This window comes from Erythrobacter sp., from assembly GCF_023653175.1.
Classification (GTDB): domain Bacteria; phylum Pseudomonadota; class Alphaproteobacteria; order Sphingomonadales; family Sphingomonadaceae; genus Erythrobacter.
This window is the reverse complement of sequence record NZ_JAMNXL010000060.1, coordinates 1-18,110: the sequence shown is the minus strand read 5'-3', so window position 1 is coordinate 18,110 and position 18,110 is coordinate 1. Positions and strand designations below refer to the sequence as shown.

Annotated in this window: 18 protein-coding genes and 1 pseudogene; 7 read left to right on the top strand and 12 right to left on the bottom strand. The window is 66.9% G+C overall.

Translation table 11 applies throughout. The annotated features are described in order from the left end of the window. The 8 genes from NBV68_RS08765 to NBV68_RS08730 all read right to left on the bottom strand — a co-directional run. Positions 1-669 (bottom strand): NAD(P)H-hydrate epimerase (locus tag NBV68_RS08765; RefSeq protein ID WP_296308882.1); only part of this gene is annotated, 669 nt, incomplete at its 3' end. Beyond that, a complete protein-coding gene (locus tag NBV68_RS08760) occupies positions 666-971 on the bottom strand; it encodes a hypothetical protein (protein ID WP_296308881.1) in 306 nt (101 codons plus the stop codon). The genes NBV68_RS08760 and NBV68_RS08765, both read right to left, overlap by 4 nt. Positions 972-993: 22 nt before the next feature. Then, the gene (gene ilvD / locus NBV68_RS08755) at positions 994-2,715 is read right to left on the bottom strand and encodes a dihydroxy-acid dehydratase (protein ID WP_296308880.1); all 1,722 of its coding nucleotides are present in this window, start codon (positions 2,713-2,715) and stop codon (positions 994-996) included. Between the two features lie 42 nt (positions 2,716-2,757). Continuing rightward, positions 2,758-3,474 carry an N-formylglutamate amidohydrolase gene (locus NBV68_RS08750; protein ID WP_296308879.1) on the bottom strand — a complete coding sequence of 239 codons (717 nt, stop codon included), beginning with the start codon at positions 3,472-3,474 and terminating at the stop codon, positions 2,758-2,760. Then, entirely contained in the window at positions 3,471-4,268 is a 798-nt protein-coding gene (locus NBV68_RS08745; RefSeq protein ID WP_296308878.1) for a 4-(cytidine 5'-diphospho)-2-C-methyl-D-erythritol kinase, read from the bottom strand. The genes NBV68_RS08750 and NBV68_RS08745 overlap by 4 nt, the downstream gene beginning before the upstream one ends. Further along, entirely contained in the window at positions 4,268-4,669 is a 402-nt protein-coding gene (locus NBV68_RS08740; RefSeq protein ID WP_296308876.1) for a hypothetical protein, read from the bottom strand. The genes NBV68_RS08745 and NBV68_RS08740 overlap by 1 nt, the downstream gene beginning before the upstream one ends. Then, positions 4,644-5,084, bottom strand: a complete 441-nt coding sequence (locus NBV68_RS08735; protein WP_296308875.1) for a hypothetical protein — start codon at positions 5,082-5,084, stop codon at positions 4,644-4,646. The genes NBV68_RS08740 and NBV68_RS08735 overlap by 26 nt, the downstream gene beginning before the upstream one ends. Then, positions 5,084-6,733, bottom strand: a complete 1,650-nt coding sequence (locus NBV68_RS08730) for an electron transfer flavoprotein-ubiquinone oxidoreductase (RefSeq protein ID WP_296308874.1) — start codon at positions 6,731-6,733, stop codon at positions 5,084-5,086. Before NBV68_RS08730 ends, NBV68_RS08735 begins: the two co-directional genes overlap by 1 nt. 126 nt (positions 6,734-6,859) lie before the next feature. Between NBV68_RS08730 and NBV68_RS08725 the strand changes: the two genes are divergently transcribed. From NBV68_RS08725 to NBV68_RS08700, 6 genes are all read left to right on the top strand, one after another. Next, on the top strand, positions 6,860-7,681 hold the full coding sequence (locus tag NBV68_RS08725; RefSeq protein ID WP_296308873.1) for a hypothetical protein: 822 nt from the start codon (positions 6,860-6,862) through the stop codon (positions 7,679-7,681). Continuing rightward, entirely contained in the window at positions 7,663-9,435 is a 1,773-nt protein-coding gene (locus tag NBV68_RS08720) for a lytic transglycosylase domain-containing protein (protein WP_296308872.1), read from the top strand. Before NBV68_RS08725 ends, NBV68_RS08720 begins: the two co-directional genes overlap by 19 nt. A 12-nt stretch (positions 9,436-9,447) precedes the next feature. Continuing rightward, the gene (moaB, locus tag NBV68_RS08715) at positions 9,448-9,978 is read left to right on the top strand and encodes a molybdenum cofactor biosynthesis protein B (protein ID WP_296308870.1); all 531 of its coding nucleotides are present in this window, start codon (positions 9,448-9,450) and stop codon (positions 9,976-9,978) included. A 131-nt stretch (positions 9,979-10,109) separates the two neighbouring features. After that, positions 10,110-11,207, top strand: a complete 1,098-nt coding sequence (locus NBV68_RS08710) for a PA0069 family radical SAM protein (RefSeq protein ID WP_296308869.1) — start codon at positions 10,110-10,112, stop codon at positions 11,205-11,207. A gap of 39 nt (positions 11,208-11,246) precedes the next feature. Next, positions 11,247-11,729, top strand: coding sequence for a YbjN domain-containing protein (locus NBV68_RS08705; RefSeq protein WP_296308867.1), 483 nt, complete (start codon positions 11,247-11,249; stop codon positions 11,727-11,729). Between the two features lie 54 nt (positions 11,730-11,783). Continuing rightward, positions 11,784-12,701 (top strand): alpha/beta hydrolase, encoded by a 918-nt coding sequence (locus NBV68_RS08700; RefSeq protein ID WP_296308865.1) that lies wholly within the window; start codon positions 11,784-11,786, stop codon positions 12,699-12,701. A gap of 6 nt (positions 12,702-12,707) precedes the next feature. Here the strand turns inward: NBV68_RS08700 and NBV68_RS08695 are convergent, their stop codons facing one another. The 3 genes from NBV68_RS08695 to NBV68_RS08685 are packed head-to-tail and all read right to left on the bottom strand — an operon-like array spanning position 12,708 to position 15,256. After that, positions 12,708-13,142, bottom strand: a complete 435-nt coding sequence (locus NBV68_RS08695) for a DUF1330 domain-containing protein (RefSeq protein ID WP_296308863.1) — start codon at positions 13,140-13,142, stop codon at positions 12,708-12,710. Further along, positions 13,135-13,656 (bottom strand): GNAT family N-acetyltransferase, encoded by a 522-nt coding sequence (locus NBV68_RS08690; protein ID WP_296308862.1) that lies wholly within the window; start codon positions 13,654-13,656, stop codon positions 13,135-13,137. Before NBV68_RS08690 ends, NBV68_RS08695 begins: the two co-directional genes overlap by 8 nt. Continuing rightward, a complete protein-coding gene (locus NBV68_RS08685) occupies positions 13,649-15,256 on the bottom strand; it encodes a long-chain fatty acid--CoA ligase (RefSeq protein ID WP_296308861.1) in 1,608 nt (535 codons plus the stop codon). Before NBV68_RS08685 ends, NBV68_RS08690 begins: the two co-directional genes overlap by 8 nt. 250 nt (positions 15,257-15,506) lie before the next feature. Here NBV68_RS08685 and NBV68_RS08680 point away from each other — a divergent pair, with 250 nt between their 5' ends. Continuing rightward, entirely contained in the window at positions 15,507-16,658 is a 1,152-nt protein-coding gene (locus NBV68_RS08680; RefSeq protein WP_296308860.1) for an OmpA family protein, read from the top strand. A gap of 57 nt (positions 16,659-16,715) precedes the next feature. Here NBV68_RS08680 and NBV68_RS08675 read toward each other — a convergent pair. Next, positions 16,716-18,110 (bottom strand): annotated as a pseudogene (locus tag NBV68_RS08675) (DNA polymerase III subunit alpha); the annotation flags it as partial.

Below are 18,110 nucleotides of genomic sequence, written 5' to 3'. Positions count from 1 at the left end.
CTTGTGGCTGTCGGCCGCGGGGGCGGCAACGTGCGGACGGGTGATCAGATGCGCGGCGTCGGCGACCGCGCCGATGCCGATGGGAACAAGCCGCAACTGCCCCATCAGCGCGCGGCCCGGCAGGCTCCAATGGGCGAACTTCCACGCACCGAGCGCAAGCGTCAGATCAAAGGCCGGTAGCTTGTCGTTGAGCACCACCCCGCTGTCGCTGGCCACCCCCGAGGGCACATCCACTGCCACCTTGATCCGGTGCCGCGCGGCAAGATCGCGCAGCAGCAGCGCGTGCTCGGGCACCAGCGGGCGGGTGAGGCCCGATCCGAACAGGCAGTCGACGAAGACGTCTCCCACAGCGCCGCCTGCCGTGCCGACCGGCCCGTCCCAGCGCGCCTTCGCCTCGCGCGCGGCATCGGTTTTGGGTTCGAGCGGGGCGATCACGCTGACCGCATTGCCTGCCTCGCGCAGTCGCCGTGCGATCACGTAGCCGTCCCCGCCATTATTGCCCGGCCCGCATAGCACCGTGACAGAGCGGCCGGCGGCAATCCGCCGGATCCATTCCGCAGCGCCGCCTGCGGCCGTCTCCATGAGTTCGGAAACGCTCGTCCCCGCGTCGAACAGCGCCTGCTCTGCGGCGCGCATCTGGTCGGCGGTGAGGACCTGGGACCCGCTCACGGGGTCGGCGCGGCGGCGGGTTCGCGGGGCAAGCGGTAGCGGTCGGGCCCAATCGCGAATTGCAGCACGCCCTGACCCTCTTCCAGCACCACCGGCTCGGCTCCGTCGAGCGGGACTAGCGTGCCAGTGGCGGGGTCATAGGTGAGCCGCCGGAAGCCGCCATCGGGGTGGTGGATGACGATCTGCGGGCTGCCCGCGACGCGCTCGAGCGTGCAGACTTCGGCAAAGTCGGCGCCCGTACCGATCGCGCAGGCGATGGTGTCGCCCGCAGGCTCAGGGCTCTGCGCCCCGCAACCCGCCAATGCAAACAGGCCTAGGACTGCGCTAGATATCCGCAAAGACATGGGTTTCCGTTTTCGCTCCCGGGTGGGTGAGCGCACCATAGCGCGCCTTGCCGACGACCTGTCCATAGCGCCACAGCGCGCCCGACTGGTAGTCATTGCTGCGCGGCTGCCATTTCGCGCGGCGGGCGGCGAGCACCTCCTCGGGCACCTCGAGGTCGATCGTGCCGGCCACCGCATCGATGCTGATGATGTCGCCATCCTCGACCAGCGCGATCGGGCCGCCGTCGGCCGCTTCGGGGCCGACATGGCCGATGCAGAAGCCGCGCGTCGCGCCCGAGAAGCGCCCGTCGGTGATCAGCGCGACCTTCTCGCCCATGCCCTGCCCGTAGAGCGCGGCGGTGGTCGAGAGCATCTCGCGCATGCCCGGGCCGCCCTTGGGGCCCTCGTAGCGGATCACGATGACGCAGCCATCGGCGATGTCGCGCTGTTCTACGGCGGCGAAGGCGTGCTCCTCGCAGTCGAACACCCGCGCGGGGCCCGAGAACTGGAGGCGCGCCATCCCGGCGACCTTCACGATCGCGCCATCGGGCGCGAGCGTTCCCTTGAGGCCCACGACCCCGCCGGTGGGCGTGATCGGAGTCTTCACGTCATAAAAGACCTTCTGGTCGGGGTTCCAGGTGATCTCCTCGAGGTTCTCGCCGATGGTCTTGCCGGTGACGGTGACGGGGTTGGGGTCGAGGAACCCGCCGTCGAGCAGCGTCTTCATCGCCATGTAGACCCCGCCCGCCTCGTGCATGTCCTTGGCGACATACTTCCCGCCGGGCTTGAGGTCAGCGATGTAAGGCGTTGATTTGAAGATCTCGGCGACGTCGAACAGGTCGAAGTCGATCCCCGCCTCGCTCGCCATCGCGGGCAGGTGGAGCGCGGCGTTGGTCGAGCCGCCGGTCGCAGCGACCACACGCGCGGCGTTCATGAAGGCCTCGCGGGTGCAGATGTCGCGGGGGCGCAGATTGCGGGCGACGAGCTCCATCACCTGGCGGCCCGCGGCCACGGCTATGTCATCGCGCGATCTGTAAGGCGCGGGCGCCATGTTGCTGTTCGGCAGGGATAATCCGATCGCCTCGCCGACACAGGCCATGGTGTTGGCGGTGAACTGCCCGCCGCAGGCGCCGTGGCCGGGGCAGGCGACCTTTTCGAGCGCGATCAGCTCGGTCAGCGGGCAGTTGCCCGCGGCGAACTGCCCGACCGCCTCGAACACGTCGACCACGGTCACGTCATTGCCGCGGTGGGTGCCGGGGAGGATCGAGCCGCCGTAGACGAAGATCGACGGCACGTTCAGCCGCAGCATCGCCATCATCATGCCGGGCAGGCTCTTGTCGCAGCCGGCAAAGCCGACAAGCGCGTCATAACAGTGGCCTCGGACCGAAACCTCGATCGAATCCGCGATGATCTCGCGGCTGATGAGCGAGGACTTCATGCCCTGGTGGCCCATCGCGATGCCATCGGTGACGGTGATGGTGTTGAACCGGCGCGGGGTGCCGCCGCCCGCGATGACGCCCTCGCGGCAGATATCGGCCTGGGCGTTGAGGGTGGTGTTGCACGGCGCGGAGTCGTTGCCCGCGCTGACCACTCCGACGAAGGGCGCGGCGATCTCCTCCTCGGTCATGCCCATCGCGTAGTAATAGGAGCGATGCGGCGCGCGCTCCGGGCCGACCGAGACGTGGCGGCTGGGGAGCTTCGACTTGTCGAAGGTATGAGACATAAGATTTCCCGTTTCAGGCGTTTTGCGTAACGCCCCCTGCCTCTAGCGAAGCGCCGACGCAACCCTCTGCGCAATATCTGCCAATATTGCGGCCCAGCGGGAATGATCTGCGGGGGTTTGCGTCAGGTCCTGGCGCAGTTCGACGCCGAGATAGGGGCGGCCCTCGCCTTCCGCGTGGCGGTTCATGGTGTAGTTGAGGTCGCGCCCCGAATAGGGGAGGTTGTCGCCGACGTTCAGCCCCTGCGCCTCCAGCAGCGGGATGGCGATGCGGGCGGCGCGCTCGTCCTGATTGTAGAGCACGCCGACGTGCCACGGCCGTGCGGCGTCCGAGGTTTCGAGCCGCGGCGTGAAGGAGTGGAGCGAGAGGATCAACGTGGGTTCGCTCGCGGTCAGCCATTGTGCCAGCGCGGTATGGTAGGGCCGGTGGAAGCGGTCGAGGCGCGCCTCGCGGTCGGCGCCGACATTGCCGGGGATCGGGTGCCCGTCGCTGGCTTCGGGGACGAGTCCGGGGGCGGTCTCCTCGCGGTTGAGATCGCACACGAGGCGGCTGACGGCGGCGATGTGGGCGGGGATGGCGTGGTCGCGGGCGAGCAGTTCGGCGATCGCCTCGGTGCCGATATCGACGGCGATGTGTTCGTGGAGCAGGTGCGCGGGGATGCCGAGGGTGATGTCGGCTGGCACGCGGTTCGAGGCGTGGTCGACGACGCAGACGATGCCGCCGCGCTGAGGCGTGCCGATCTGGCGGAAGACTTCGCTCACCGCAGCCGCCCCGCCATGATCCACCATTCGTCCGGTATGGCCGCCGCCGCCGCGTCGCGGGCCTCCGGCGTGCCATAGAGCGCAAAGCAAGTCGCGCCCGAGCCGGACATGCGGGCGAGCCACGGGTTGGTTGCTTGCAGGGCGCTGAGCACCTCGGCGATCACCGGGCACAGCGCAATGGCGGGGGCTTCGAGATCGTTGCGCCCTTCCCTTGCGATTTGCGATGCGGGGCCTTGCGGCAGCGCGCCCCTGTCCTCACCGTCCCAAGCCTTGAACACCGGCCCGGTCGATAGCGGCACGCGCGGGTTGACCAGCAGGACGGGGGTTCCGGCAAGGTCGTCTTCGACCGCAAGCTGCTCGGTGCCGGTGCCGAGCCCGATATGGGTGCGGCTGAGGACGCAGGCGGGCACATCCGCGCCAAGTTTCGCCGCCCTCGCCTGCCAGTCATTGGGCAAGCCGTGGAGTGCCTCGACCATCCGGAACACCGCCCCCGCATCCGCCGACCCGCCGCCGAGGCCAGCCGCGACGGGGAGGTTCTTCTCCAGCGTCACAGCGAGGCCCTGCGGGCGCGGGAGTGCGGAGAGCGCGCGGGCGACGAGATTGTCGAAAGGATTGTCCAGCACCCCCGCAAACTCTCCCAGCGTGGTGACGCTGTCGGCGGCGGCAGGCGCTGCGCTCAGCACATCGCCCGCATCGACGAAGGCGAACAGGGTCTCAAGCTCGTGATACCCATCCTCCCGCCGCCTGCGAACATGCAGCGCGAGGTTGATCTTGGCGTAGGCGGTTTCGCGCATCAGTTGTTCCGGTCGATCCGTGGGCCGATTTGCCACTCGGCCACATCCCAATCATGCACCGCGCCGGTCGCCGCCTCGACCGCATACCAGCCGAGCAGCACGCTGCCGCAGCCTTGTGGGTCGCGGCAATAAGCGTTGACGCGCAGGACGTAGTAGCCGGGATGATTGTCATCCCTTCCCCCGTCGCAGCTTGCCATCTGCTCTGCGCGGTAGGTCTTGTTTGCAGCGAGCACCGACATCACGCGCTCGCACGCCTGATCGTCGGACGCGACCGCTTGTGGCACTTTCGTGTGGGCGCAACCCATCAGCAAGCTGACCGCAAGAGGCGCGAGGTTGATCTTGGCACAAGCGGTTTCTTTGCGTGTCACGAGCACTTCAGGATTGGCAGAAGCTGACGCCAAAATCCTCGCCTTCCATCAAAAAGACCGAGAATGCGCGGGTCGGGAACTCTGCACTCAGCTTGACCCAAAGGATGTCGCACATGATCGTAGCCATCGATACAATCTGCTGCTCCTTGAGCGGACCATCGGTATCGTCATTCGGGAAAGCCGCGTCGAGGAACAACGCGTTCATCGCCGTTTCGATCTGCGAGCGCGTCGCTCCCGATGCTTCCCACCCTCGCAGGCGGTCAGCATCGACTTCCTCTCGAAAAACGTAGCCCTCGAATTCGACGAGCCGAGGCCAGAGTAACGCCTGAAATCCCAACGCGTGGTCAGCCCGACCAACAATATAGATCCAGTCGGCCAGCGAGATGCCCTTGCCCAAGTTCCACTGGGTCAGTTCGGGCACAAGCTGATCGGCAGAAGCGGGCTCCATCACATATTCGGATAGTTCGGCCCGCCGCCGCCTTCCGGCGTCACCCAGTTGATGTTCTGGTTGGGGTCCTTGATGTCGCAGGTCTTGCAGTGGACGCAGTTCTGCGAGTTGATCTGGAACTTGGGCTCGCCGGTTTTCTCGTCGGTCAGCCATTCGTAGACCCCCGCCGGGCAGTAGCGCGCGGACGGGCCGCCGAACACCGCCAGCTCGCTTTCCTTCTGCAGCTCGAGATCCTTCACCTGCAGGTGGCAGGGCTGATCCTCGGCATGGTTGGTGTAGCTGTAGGCGACGTTGGTGAGCTTATCGAAGGTTATCACGCCATCGGGCTTGGGGTAGTCGATCTTCGGATAGAGATCGGCGCGGCCCGTCATGGTGTAGTCCTTGTGGTGCTTCATCGAGATCGGCAGGCCGATCTTCAATGTGCGCATCCACATGTCGATGCCGGCGACGAGCGTGCCGATATCGCCGCCGAACTTGGCGACCGCAGGCTCGGCGTTCTGGACGACCTTCAGCTCGTCCGCGATCCAGCTCGAGCGCACGGCGGCGTCGTAATCATTGAGCTCCGTCTTCTCGTGACCCGCCGCGATCGCCGCAGCGATGCTCTCGGCCGCCAGCATCCCGCTCTTCATCGCGGTGTGGCTGCCCTTGATCCGGGGCACGTTGACGAAGCCCGCCGCGCAGCCGATCAGAGCGCCGCCGGGGAAGGCGAGCTTGGGCACGGATTGCCAGCCGCCCTCGTTGATAGCGCGTGCGCCATAGCTCACCCGCTTGCCGCCTTCGAGATATTCGCGGATCGCCGGGTGGTTCTTCCAGCGCTGGAATTCCTGATAGGGCGAGACCCAGGGGTTCTTGTAATCGAGCGCGGTGACGAAGCCCAAGGCCACCTGCCCGTTGGCCTGATGGTAGAGGAAGCCCCCGCCCCAGCTGTCGCTCTCGGTAAGCGGCCAGCCCTGCGTGTGGATCACCCGGCCAGGCTTGTGCTTCTTGGGATCGATGTCCCACAATTCCTTGATGCCGAGGCCATAGACCTGCGGCTGGCAGTTCGCCTCAAGGTCGTACTTCGCCTTCATCCGCTTGGTGAGGTTGCCGCGTGCGCCCTCGGCAAACAGAGTATACTTGGCGTGGATCTCCATGCCGGGCTGGTAGTCGCCCTTGTGGCTGCCATCGGCGGCAACGCCCATGTCCTGCGTGATGACACCGGCGACGCGGCCCTCCTCGTCGATCATCACGTCGGCGGCGGGGAAGCCGGGGAACACCATCACGCCCAGCGCCTCGGCCTGTTCGGCCAGCCAGCGCGTCATGTTGCCGAGGCTGCCGGTGTAGCAGCCGTGGTTGCTCATCAGCGGCGGCATCAGCGCGTGGGGGAGCGAGGTCTTGCCGCCCTTCGAGAGCACCCAGTGCCAGTTGTCGGTCACCGGGGTTTCCGCCATCGGGCAGCCTTGCTCGCGCCACTCGGGCAGCAGCTCGTCCAGCGCCTTGGGATCGACCACCGCGCCCGACAGGATATGCGCGCCGATCTCCGAGCCCTTTTCGAGCACGATCACCTCAAGCTCGGCGTTGATCTGCTTCAGCCGGATCGCCGCGGAGAGACCCGCAGGACCGCCGCCGACGATCACCACGTCGCAGGGCATTGATTCACGTTCGACCATCGGGCTTTCCTGATCCTTGTTGGTTTTGACCGCTTGGGGGCCGCAGTCTGGCGATATGCCTTGCCTGTCCACTTGCTAAGCGCTCGGCGGACAGTCAAGACCCGCGATGGATAGCATGACCCCCTGATGAGCCCGCTGGCCCCTTCCCTCGCGCATGAATTCGAAGCGGCGCTGGCCTGGTGGAACCTGGCCGGGGTCGATTGCGACTTTGACGATGACGCTACGACGTGGCTGGCCGATCCGCGCGTGGCCGCCGCAATGGCCGGGGCGCAGGGCCTCGCCGCCAGCCGCGCCGGTGCCAAGGCGCTGGTTTCGCCCGCTCAAGATATTGTTGCGCGCACGGCCGCTCCCTTGCCCGCGGCATCCGAACGCACAGCATCCCCGCGCCGCGACTGGCTCGGCGATTCGCCCCCGGGCGATCTTGCCGCCTTCCGCCAATGGTGGATGGAAACTGCCGAGCTCTCGCCCTCGCACGGCTTCCCGCGCGTGCCCCCGCGCGGGGAAGCGGGCGCAGCGGTGATGGTGCTGGTTCCCCAGCCCGAAGCCGATGACCGCGAGCGGCTGCTCGACGGGCCGCAAGGGCGGCTGCTTGCCAATATCCTTGCCGCGATGGGCCTTGAGGAACGCGCGGTCTATATCGCCGCCGCACTCCCAGCCCATGCCCCGATGGCCGATCTTCCCGGGCTGGCGGCAGGCGGCATGGACGCGGTGACGGCGCACCACGTCAAGCTCGTCGCGCCGGCCCGCCTGATCGCCTTCGGCAGCGCCCTGGGGCCGATGCTGGGCGCGGGGCCAGCCGGTTCGCGCGATCAACCTTTACGTGAAATCAACTACATTGCGGGCAAGGTCCCGGTTCTGTCGAGCGAAGCGCTCGATGCCCTGATGGACATGCCCCGGCTCAAGTCCCGGTTCTGGCGGAGATGGATGGAATGGTCGGCCACAAACTGAAGCGCGGCGGCGCGGCGCTGGCGGCGATGGTGCTGGCGAGCGCGGGCTTCCATGCCCCGGCGGCCGCGCAGGCGGGCGATCTGGTGGCGCGCTGGAACGGCGCGACGCCCGGAGAGCGCGCGCTGACCGCGGTGCTTTCCCCCGAGGAACGCAACGCCTACCGCCAGCTTTTTGCCGCGATCGATGCCGAACAATGGCCGCAGGTCGAAAGCCTCATCGCCCAGCGCCCCGATGGCGTGCTGACCCAGGCCGCGCTCGCCGAATACTACACCCACGCCAAGAGCCCCAAGGTCTCGGCCGACCAGATCGCCCGCTGGTTTGCCGCGGGCACCGATCTGCCCCAGGCCGAACAGCTCGCCAAGATGGGCGCCAAGCGCGGACTGACCGCGCTCCCCATGCTCCCCGCAGGCCAGGGCTTCGCGCGCCAGCCCTATGCCCCCAAGCGCATCCTGCCCCGCAACGTGACCGACGGCACCATGCCCGCCAGCACCGCCAGCGCGATCCTCGCCGCGATCAAGGCCGACAATCCCACCGACGCGCAGCGCCTGCTCGCCGAGATCGATCCGCTGCTCTCGGGCGATGCGCGCGCCGAATGGCGCCAGCGCGTGGCGTGGAGCTACTATATCGAGAACCAGGACAATGCCGCGCTGGAACTCGCGCGCACCGTCGTCGAGGGCACCGGCGAATGGGTGCCCGAAGGCGCCTGGGTCGAGGGCCTGGCCGCCTGGCGCATGGGCTATTGCCAGCTGGCGGGCGAGGCCTTTGCGCGCGTGTCGGAACGCGCCTCCAATGTCGAACTGGCCGCGGCCGGGCATTACTGGGCCAGCCGCGCGGCGGTGCGCTGCCGCGAGCCGGGGCAGGCGGCACAGCACCTCAACGCCGCAGCGCAGATGGACGAGACGCTCTACGGCATGCTCGCAGCCGACCAGCTCGGTGTGGAATTGCCGCAGCACGCCGCGCCTTCGCCCTTGAGCCGCGAGGACTGGAGCCAGCTCCAGCAGCGCCCCAACGTCCGCGTCGCCGCCGCGCTGATCGAGATCGGTCGCCCAAGCCTTGCCGATGAAGTGCTTCGCTACGAGGCGAAGATCGGCCCGGCCTACCAATATGCGGCCCTCGCCCGGCTGGCGCGCGAGCTTGGCCTGCCCTCGACCCAGCTGTTCATGGCCCACAACGCGCCCTATGGCAGCAGCAGCGATCCGGCCTTGCGCTTCCCGGTCGCCAATTGGCAGCCGGTGGGCGGCTGGCAGGTCGATCCGGCGCTGGCCTTTGCCCATGCCTTGCAGGAATCGAACTTCCGCGCCGCCGCAGTGAGCCCCGCCAATGCGCGCGGGCTGATGCAGATCATGCCGGGCACCGCGCGCGACCATGCGGGCCGCCTCAGCCTCGGCGCCTCCTACGAGGATCTCAACGATCCGCAGGTCAACCTCGCCTATGGCCAGCGGCACCTCGAGATGCTGCGCGATTCCCCCGCGACCGGCGGTGTCCTGCCCAAGATCATGGCCGCCTATAACGCAGGGCTGACGCCGATTGCGCGCTGGAATACCGAGATCAACGATCAGGGCGATCCGCTGCTGTGGATGGAATCGATCCCTTATTGGGAGACCCGCGGCTATGTCGCGATCGTGATGCGCAATTACTGGATGTATGAACGTGCCGCCGGCGTGCAGTCCCCCAGCCGCCGCGCGCTCGCGCAAGGGCGCTGGCCCGAGTTTCCGCAAGCTGCTACCACCCGTTCCGCAAGTCGGGAGCGGTAGAGGAGCGCGCGCGTGGCGATTGACGAGACCAAGGTTTTCAAGCCGATAAATATCGCTGTTCTCACCGTTTCTGATACGCGCACTCCCGAGACCGACACCTCGGGCGACATCCTCGCCGGGCGCGTGACCGGTGCAGGGCACAACCTTGCGGCGCGCATGATCGTCAAGGATGACGCGCCAAGCCTCGCTGCACAGTTCGAGAGCTGGATCGACGACCCTGCCATCGACGCGGTGGTCTCCACCGGCGGCACCGGACTGACGGGCCGCGATGTCACCCCCGAAGCGCTCGGCATGATCGCAGGCGCGCGCGAGATCCCGGGTTTTGGCGAGCTGTTCCGCTGGCTCAGCTTCCAGACCATCGGCACCAGCACCGTCCAGAGCCGCGCGATGGCGGTGGTGGCGCGCGGGACCTATATCTTCGCGCTTCCCGGTTCGAACGGTGCGGTCAAGGACGGTTGGGACGGGATCCTCGCCGAGCAGCTCGACAGCCGCAATCGTCCCTGCAACTTCGTCGAGCTGATGCCGCGCCTCAAGGAAGTCTGAACGCAAGGCCGTCGCGCTGTGGTTGCCGCGTGATGGCCAGGTGATTGCCACCCCGTTGATGGTCTTGGTCGGGCAGATGCCGGGCAGTTCCACCGATAAGGGGGCTTGGCACAGCGCCCTTTGTTCCGTAAATGTTCCACGTGAAACATTTGCCGATCAAAGGGCGCGGGGCGCAATCGGGGGCGGTTCCGACCCGCTTCGGGCTGGCGGAGCGGGAGGCCGATGGCGACTGGCGCGATCATGTTGCGAGCCTTGATGGCCCCCCCGTCAAGCTGCGCACCACGGTGACCGTGGAGCGGCCCAAGTCGATCCTTACCTTCAATCAGTCCCCCGACGTGCCCTTCGACCGCTCGATCAACGCCTATCGCGGGTGCGAAAAGGGCTGCGTCTATTGCTTTGCCCGCCCCACCCACGCCTATCACGACCTCTCGCCCGGGCTCGATTTCGAGACGCGGCTGTTCGCCAAGCCCGATGCGGCAGCTTTGCTGCGCAAGACGCTGGCGAAAAAGGGCTATTCGCCAAAGCCCATCGCGCTCGGCACCAACACCGATCCCTATCAGCCGATCGAGCGCGATTACCGCATCACCCGCCAGATCCTCGAAGTCTGTCGCGAGACGCGCCACCCCGTCACCATCACCACCAAGTCCGACCGGGTGCTGTGGGACGCCGACCTGCTGGAGCAGATGGCGCGCGAGAAGCTGGTGGCGGTGTCGGTGTCGGTGACGACACTCGATCCGCTGCTTTCGGGAAAACTCGAACCGCGCTGCGCCGCGCCGTCGAAGCGGTTGATTGCGCTTGCCAAACTGGTCGAATTGGGGGTGCCGGTGCATTGTTCGCTCTCGCCCGTGATTCCGGCGATCACCGACGAATTCATGGAAGGCATCATCGCCCGCGTGGCCGAGCTGGGGGTGCGCAGTGTCGGCTGGATTCCGCTGCGCCTCCCCCACGAGGTCGCCCCGCTGTTCCGCGAGTGGCTCGCCGTCCACTTCCCCGAGCGTGCCGGCAGAGTCATGAGCATTGTCAGGGAGATGCGCGGCGGGCGCGACAATGATCCGAACTTCCACAGCCGCTTCAATCCGCAAGGCGTGTGGGCCGACCTGTTCCGGGCGCGCTTCCGGCTCGCCTGTCGCAAGGCCGGGATCGGTCAAGGCCAGGAACGCACCCGCTTCGAACTCGATTGCACGCGTTTCTGCCCGCCACAAAGGGATGGTCAATTGTCGCTGCTGTGATACGCTTGGCCGCAACCACGCGACCACAAAGGGGGATTCATGCGCTGGACTGTTCTTGCCGCCGCCGCTGCTTTGGCACTCACCACCACCAGCGCGCAGGCGCAGAGCATCCAGCACTTCACCCGCGCCGATTTCGAGCGCGCGCTGGTCGATGCGGGCGCCACGATCACCACCACCGATCCGAAAGCCGAACGAATCGACTTCGAATTCGATGGTGGCGTGATCGCCGATGCCCTGCTGCTCGCCTGCGAGGACAATGTCGCCAAAACAAAGTGCCTCGGCTCCTCGATGCTCGCCACCTTCGAGCCTGAGGGCCGCACCCGCGAGCAGGTGATCGAGGCGATCAACACCTACAATTACAAGGAAAATTTCGGCCGCGCCTATCTCGATGAGGACGGCACCATCTCGGTCCGGATGTACATCATCGCCGATGGCGGCATCACCCGCGCGAACTATTCGAGCCAGATCGGCCTGTGGTTCGCCTCGGTCTCGGACTTCTTCGGCTACCTCTACGACGAGTGACCGGTGACGGCGCCGGCCAGCCCGGCGCCCCTCTGCCCGATCGGGAGCTGCCCCATGCGAATCAAGAGACCGGTGCTGCTCGCCGCAGCCTTAGCGCTGTCGGTGGCGGTCGCGTTCACGACCTGGCCGCCCGCGCCCGATCACGCCGATATCGCCTATGCGCCGCTTTCGGCGAGCCAGACGTTCGATCTCTATCTTCCCGAGGGCCCGGGGCCCTTCCCGCTGGTGATCAACATCCACGGCGGCGGGTTCTGGAAGGGCGACAAGGGGATGCTCTCCCGCAAGATCCTCGATGCGCTGCGCGCGCGCAGGATCGCGGTTGCCACGATCGACTACCGGCTCACTCCCGAAGCGCGCTTTCCCGCCGCGATCGAGGATGCCAAGGCCGCGGTGCGCTTCCTGCGTGCCAATGCCGCGCGCTATCGCCTTGATCCGGAGCGCTTTGTCGTCTTCGGGCAATCGGCAGGCGGCAATCTGGCCGCGCTGATCGGGACGACCGGCAATGCCGCGGTGTTCGACAACCCGGCGCTCGGCAACCCCGGCGTCTCTGCCCACGTAAACGCGGTGATCGACTGGTACGGGGTGCATGATTTCCTGCTGATGGAGGAGCAAGCGCGCGCACAGGGCTGCTCGCCAAATCACGAGGCGGCAAATTCCTTTGAGTCCCTGTATCTCGGCGCCCCGGTCAGAACCGTGCCGGACAAGGTGAGCGCCACCAACCCGATCACCTATATCGATGCCGCAGACCCGCCGTTCCTGCTCCAAGTGGGCAGCGAGGACTGCCTGGTCCCGGTCGCTCAGACGACCATTCTGGCAGACGCGCTGCGGATGGCCGGGGTGCCGGTCGAAGTCGATCAGTTCGAGGGCACGTCCCACGGCGACAACAGCTTCTGGTCGCCAGTGTTCGAGGGCGACGCCAATGTGGAACGGGTGGCGGATTTTGCGGAAGCGCACCTCAGGAAGGCGCGCTGAACCGGGTTAGCCAAACCCCTCCCCCGCCTCGCCCGGAGCGAAGCGGATCAGGCGGCTGTCGACGAGGGCAGCAGTGCGGTTGACTACCGCCTGCTGGTAATCGGGGTCCTTGATCATCGCGAAGAAGGCGCCTGCGTTAGGGTAGTGGGCGATGAAGCCGTCGTGCCACTCGCGCACTTCCGGCCCGGTCACCATCGTCTCGAACCGCCCGCGCCACAGGATCTTGCCGCCAAGGCGCTGGAAGATCGGGCCGCTTGTCCTGCCATATTCCTCATAGGCGCGCCGCCCGCTCCAGCCCTTGCCCGCGTGCTCGTGGCCCTCGGGATATTCGGCCGTCTCGCGGTAGAGCAGCAGGTTGAGCATGTTGATCGGCGTGTCGCGCGGCAGGCCCTTGAAGGACTGGAAGTTCGCCGGCGAAGGGTCGATGTAAACCTCACTCATTGTCCCATCCCTCTCCTGTCAGGTCGCATTGCATGTACACGGTATCGAGCAGGCGGCCGAATTTCTTGCCGACATTGCGCATGCGGCCCGCGTGGACGAAGCCGCACTTCGCATGGAGCGCCACGGAAGCAGGCTCGCCGCCGCCGATAACGCCAAGCATCTGCGCAAAGCCGCTCGCCCGCGCGGCGTCGATCAGCGCCGGAAGCAGCGCGCTGCCGATCCCCTGCCCGCGCGCGTCATGCGAAATATAGATGCTGTCCTCGCAGGTATGCGCATAGGCCGCGCGGTCGCGGAAGCGGCCGGCGTAGGCATAGGCCACCACCGCCCCGCCGCGTTCGGCGACAAGGAAGGGGTGCCCCCGCGCGGCGAAGTCGGCAATCTTCTCCGCCCACGCCGCCGCATCGGGAGCGGCGGTGTCGAAGGTCGCGGTGCCGTTCGCCACGTGCCAGGCATAGATCGCGGCGATGGCCTGCGCATCGCCCTCGTACGCGGGCCGGATTGCCGCCTCAGGCAAGCGTGTAATCCGCAAAGCGGTCGCGCAGGTCCTTCTTCGAAATCTTGCCGGTCGCAGTGTGCGGGATGTCATCGACGAATTCGACCGCGTCGGGCATCCACCACTTGGCGATCTGGGGCTTGAGGTGTTCGAGGATGTCATCGGCGCAGCACTCCGCCCCGGCCTTCTTCACCACGAACAGCACCGGGCGCTCGTCCCACTTGGGGTGGGGGATGCCGATGCACGCCGCCTCGGCGACCGCGGGGTGCCCGCAGGCGGCGTTCTCGAGCTCGACCGAGCTGATCCACTCGCCGCCCGACTTGATCACGTCCTTGGTGCGGTCGGTGAGTTGCAGGGTGCCGTCGGGGTGGAGAATGCCGACATCGCCGGTGTCGAACCACCCGTCATTGCCGACCGCATCAGTTTCCGCCTTGAAGTAGCGCTTGATGATCCAGGGGCCGCGGATCTGGAGCGCGCCCGAGGTCTTGCCGTCGCGCGGCAGTTCGGTGGTCATGTCGGACAGGTCGACGGTGCGTAGCTGCACCCCGAAGATCGGGCGGCCCTGCATCGCGGTCTTCTCGATCTTCTGTTCCAGGGTGAGCGTGTCCCAGTCCCAGGTCGGCCCGCCAACGGTGCCGATCGGGCTGGTCTCGGTCATGCCCCAGGCATGCTGGACGCGGGTGCCGTTCTTCATCAGCCGCTCGATCATGAATTTCGGCGCTGCCGAGCCGCCGATGGTCGCCGCCTTCAAGGGCGGCAGGTCGAGGCCCTCGCGGTCGCAATACTGGAAATGCGCGAGCCACACAGTCGGCACGCCCGCAGAATCGGTCACGCCCTCGCGGATCATCAGATCATGCAGCACCGCCGGATCGTTGACCGCCGAGAACACGAACTTGATCCCCGCCATCGCGCCCGCATAGGGCAGGCCCCAGCTCGCCGCGTGGAACATCGGCACAACCGGGAGCATCACCGAGGCACTCGAGAAATTGAACGCCGCCGATTGCAGCCCGGCCATGGCGTGCATAACGGTCGAGCGGTGCTCGTATTGCACGCCCTTGGGATTGCCGGTGGTGCCGCTGGTGTAGCAGATCATGCAGGGGTCGCTCTCGGGGCCGGTGACCCATTCGAAATCGCCGTCCTCGGCTGCGATCCAGTCCTCGAAGGCGGGGGCGTGGTCGCCGGAATCGTAGCAGATGTAGTGCTCGACGGTCGGCCAGCGCGCCTTCATGCGGTCGACGATCGGCTGGAACGCCGCGTCATAGATCAGCACGCGGTCCTCGGCATGGGTCACGATATATTCGAGCTGGTCGTCGAACAGGCGCGGGTTCACCGTATGGAGCACGCCGCCCATCCCCGCCACGCCATACCAGCTGACGAGGTGGCGGGCGTGGTTCATGGCAAGGCTCGCGACCTTGTCGCCCGGTTTAAGCCCCAGGCGTTGCAAAGCCTGCGCCATCTTCAGCGCATCGCGGCGAATGCCCGCCCAATCGGTGCGGGTCACGCTGCCATCGGCCCAGCGGCTGACGATCTCACGCCCGCCTGCCTCGCGCGCGGCGTGATCGATCACCGCGGTCACCCGCATGGTCCATTCCTGCATTGCTCCGAGGCGCGTGGTCGCCATGGCCTGTCTCTCTCCTCTCGTGTTGTCCCCAGCCCATGCGTGGCATGGTGCACCGCGCAGTTCATGCCGCGCCCCTCGCCGCTTGGCAATCGCTTCGGCCAATCACCGGCACGGTCTGCCTTGACCGATGCAACAATCCGCATCCCGGCGACCTTGCCCTTCACCCGCCGGGAACGGCTGCGCCTTCGCGCGCGGCCCGGAGCCCCTCTCCGGGCGCCGGCAGACCACTGGATTATGAGGTAACAGGATAATGAAAAAGACGACATTTCTGCTGGTCGGAGCAGCCGCAGCTGCCTTCGCCGCTCCGGCGCACGCCGACGGGCCCTATATCGGCATCGAAGGCGGCGTAAGCCTCAAGGACAAGGTGACGGTCGATGTCCGTCCCCACGACGGGACCGGCGACGATGACTTCACCCGCGCGGCCACGGCCCGCACCAAGGTCGGCATCGATGGCGACGTGATCATCGGCTACGATTTCGGCCCGTTCCGGCTCGAGGCCGAGGGCGGGTACAAGAACGCCAAGTATCGCAGCCTGACGGTCGAGAACGTCGGGATCCTGCCCACCGGCTCGACCGTGCCGGTCGGCACCGTGGCCCAGAACGAGCGCGATCTCGAAATCTGGAGCGGGATGGTCAATGCGCTGGTCGAAATCGGCGCAGATGACGGCTTCCAGATCTATGGCGGCGGCGGCGTGGGCTTGGCGCGGCTCGAGCTGCCGGTCGAGGTCGCAGGCGTCGGCACGCTGATCGACGACGAGGACACCGATTTCGCCTGGCAGCTGATCGGCGGGGCACGCTTCCCGATTACCCGCAACGTCGATCTGGGCGTCAAGTACCGCTACTTCAACATCGACGACTTCCGCCTGACGGGCGCGAACGGCAACGACCTGAACGCCGACTATTCGGCCCATTCGGTGCTGGGGAGCCTGATCTTCAGTTTCGGCGGCAGCACGCAGGAAGCGCCCCCGCCGCCCCCGCCGCCTCCCCCGCCGCCTCCCCCGCCGCCGCCTCCCCCGCCGCCGCCTCCCCCGCCTCCGCCGCCGCAGGTGCAGTGCAACACGGGCCCCTACATCGTGTTCTTCGACTTCGACCGGTCGGACATCAGCCCGGAAGCGGCCGGCATCCTCAACAATGCCGCAAGCGCCTACGCCAATTGCGGCTCGGCGCGGGTGATGCTCGCCGGGCACACCGACACCTCGGGGAGCGCGCAGTACAACCAGGGGCTGGCCGAGCGCCGCAATGCCTCGGTGCAGAGCTATCTTACCGGGCGCGGGGTACCCGCAGGTCAGATGGCGGGTCAGGCCTTTGGCGAGAGCCAGCCGCGCGTGCCCACTGCCGACGGCGTGCGCGAGCCGCAGAACCGCCGGGTCGAGATCACCTATGGTCCCGGTTCGGGAATGTAGGTCTTCTCACCAAAGAATTACCCGAGGAAGGGGCCGGAGCGATCCGGCCCCTTTCTTCTATGCGACCAGCCTCAGGTTGCCGCGCTTCTTCAGCGGCGCGAGGTTGACCTTGGCGATCCCTGCGACATTGGCGAGCCGCTCGGCCAGCTCGCCGGTCAGCACGAAATTGCGGCCCAGGCACAGCTTCGCCTGCCCGCCATCGGCAAGCGCGAGCGTCACCACTACCTCGCCCGCGCCGGTCGGACGCTCGCCGCGCGCGACGTCGAGCTCGATCTGGAGTTCGAGCAGGGCCTCGAGGCTCGCGATCTCGGCGCTGAGCTCCATCGCGGTGGTGCCGCTCACTGCGGCAAGCGGGCGCGCGCCGCGCACGGTGAGGCGCGGCGGCTCGTCGGGGTTGGGCGAATCCAGCTCGACAGTGAGCAGCAGACACTCGCCGCCTTGCGCCCAGCGCTCGAAATCGGGCACCAGCGATTCCTCGAAACAGGCGGCGGAGAACTGGCCGGAGGAGTCGGAAAAATCCGCGCGCACGAAAGCGCCGCCCTTGCGGGTGCGCGCCTTGGTGATGCCTTCGACCAGCGCCGCCATCACCGCAGAGCCTTTCCCGCCTGCAGGAGCGCCCGCTTCCATCAGGCTCTGGTAGGTGCGCGCGCCATTGGCCGAGGCGGCCTCGCGATATTGCTGCACCGGGTGGGCGGAGAAATAGAAGCCGAAATTCTCGCGCTCCTTGGCCATGCGCTCGGTGCGGCTCCACGGCTCGCAGGCTTGAAGGCGCAGGTCTTCGGCAGGGCCTGCGTCGCCGCCGAACAGGCCGACCTGCCCGCTCGACCTTTCGCGGATCGCGGCATCGGCGACTGCCATCAGCAGATCGGCGTTGGCGAACAGCAGCGCGCGATTGGGCTCCAACCCGTCGAAGGCGCCCGCACAGATCAGGCCCTCCAATTGGCGACGGTTCATCGTGCCCTGCGGCACGCGTTCGAACAGATCCTTGAGGCTGGCGAAGGGCCCGTTCGCCTGCCGCTCGGCGACGATCGCCTCCATCGCCTTCTCGCCGACATTGCGGATCCCGGCGAGCGCATAGCGCACCGCATAGCCCGTGTCGGTCTGCTCGACGGTGAACTCGGCCTCGGAGGCGTTGATGCAGGGCGCCAGCACCTCGACCCCGCCCTGTCCGCCCGGATAGCGGCGCGCGTCATCTACGAAGACGTTCAATTTCTCCGACTGGTGCATGTCGAAGCACATCGAGGCGGCGTAGAATTCTTCCGGGTAATGCGCCTTCATCCACGCCGTTTGATAGGCGAGCAGCGCATAGGCCGCCGCGTGCGACTTGTTGAAGCCGTAGCCTGCGAATTTGTCGATCAAGTCGAACAGCTCGTTGGCGCGCTTGGCTTCGATGTCGGAGTTGGTCTTGCAGCCTTCGACGAAGCGCCCGCGCTGGGCGTCCATCTCGGCCTG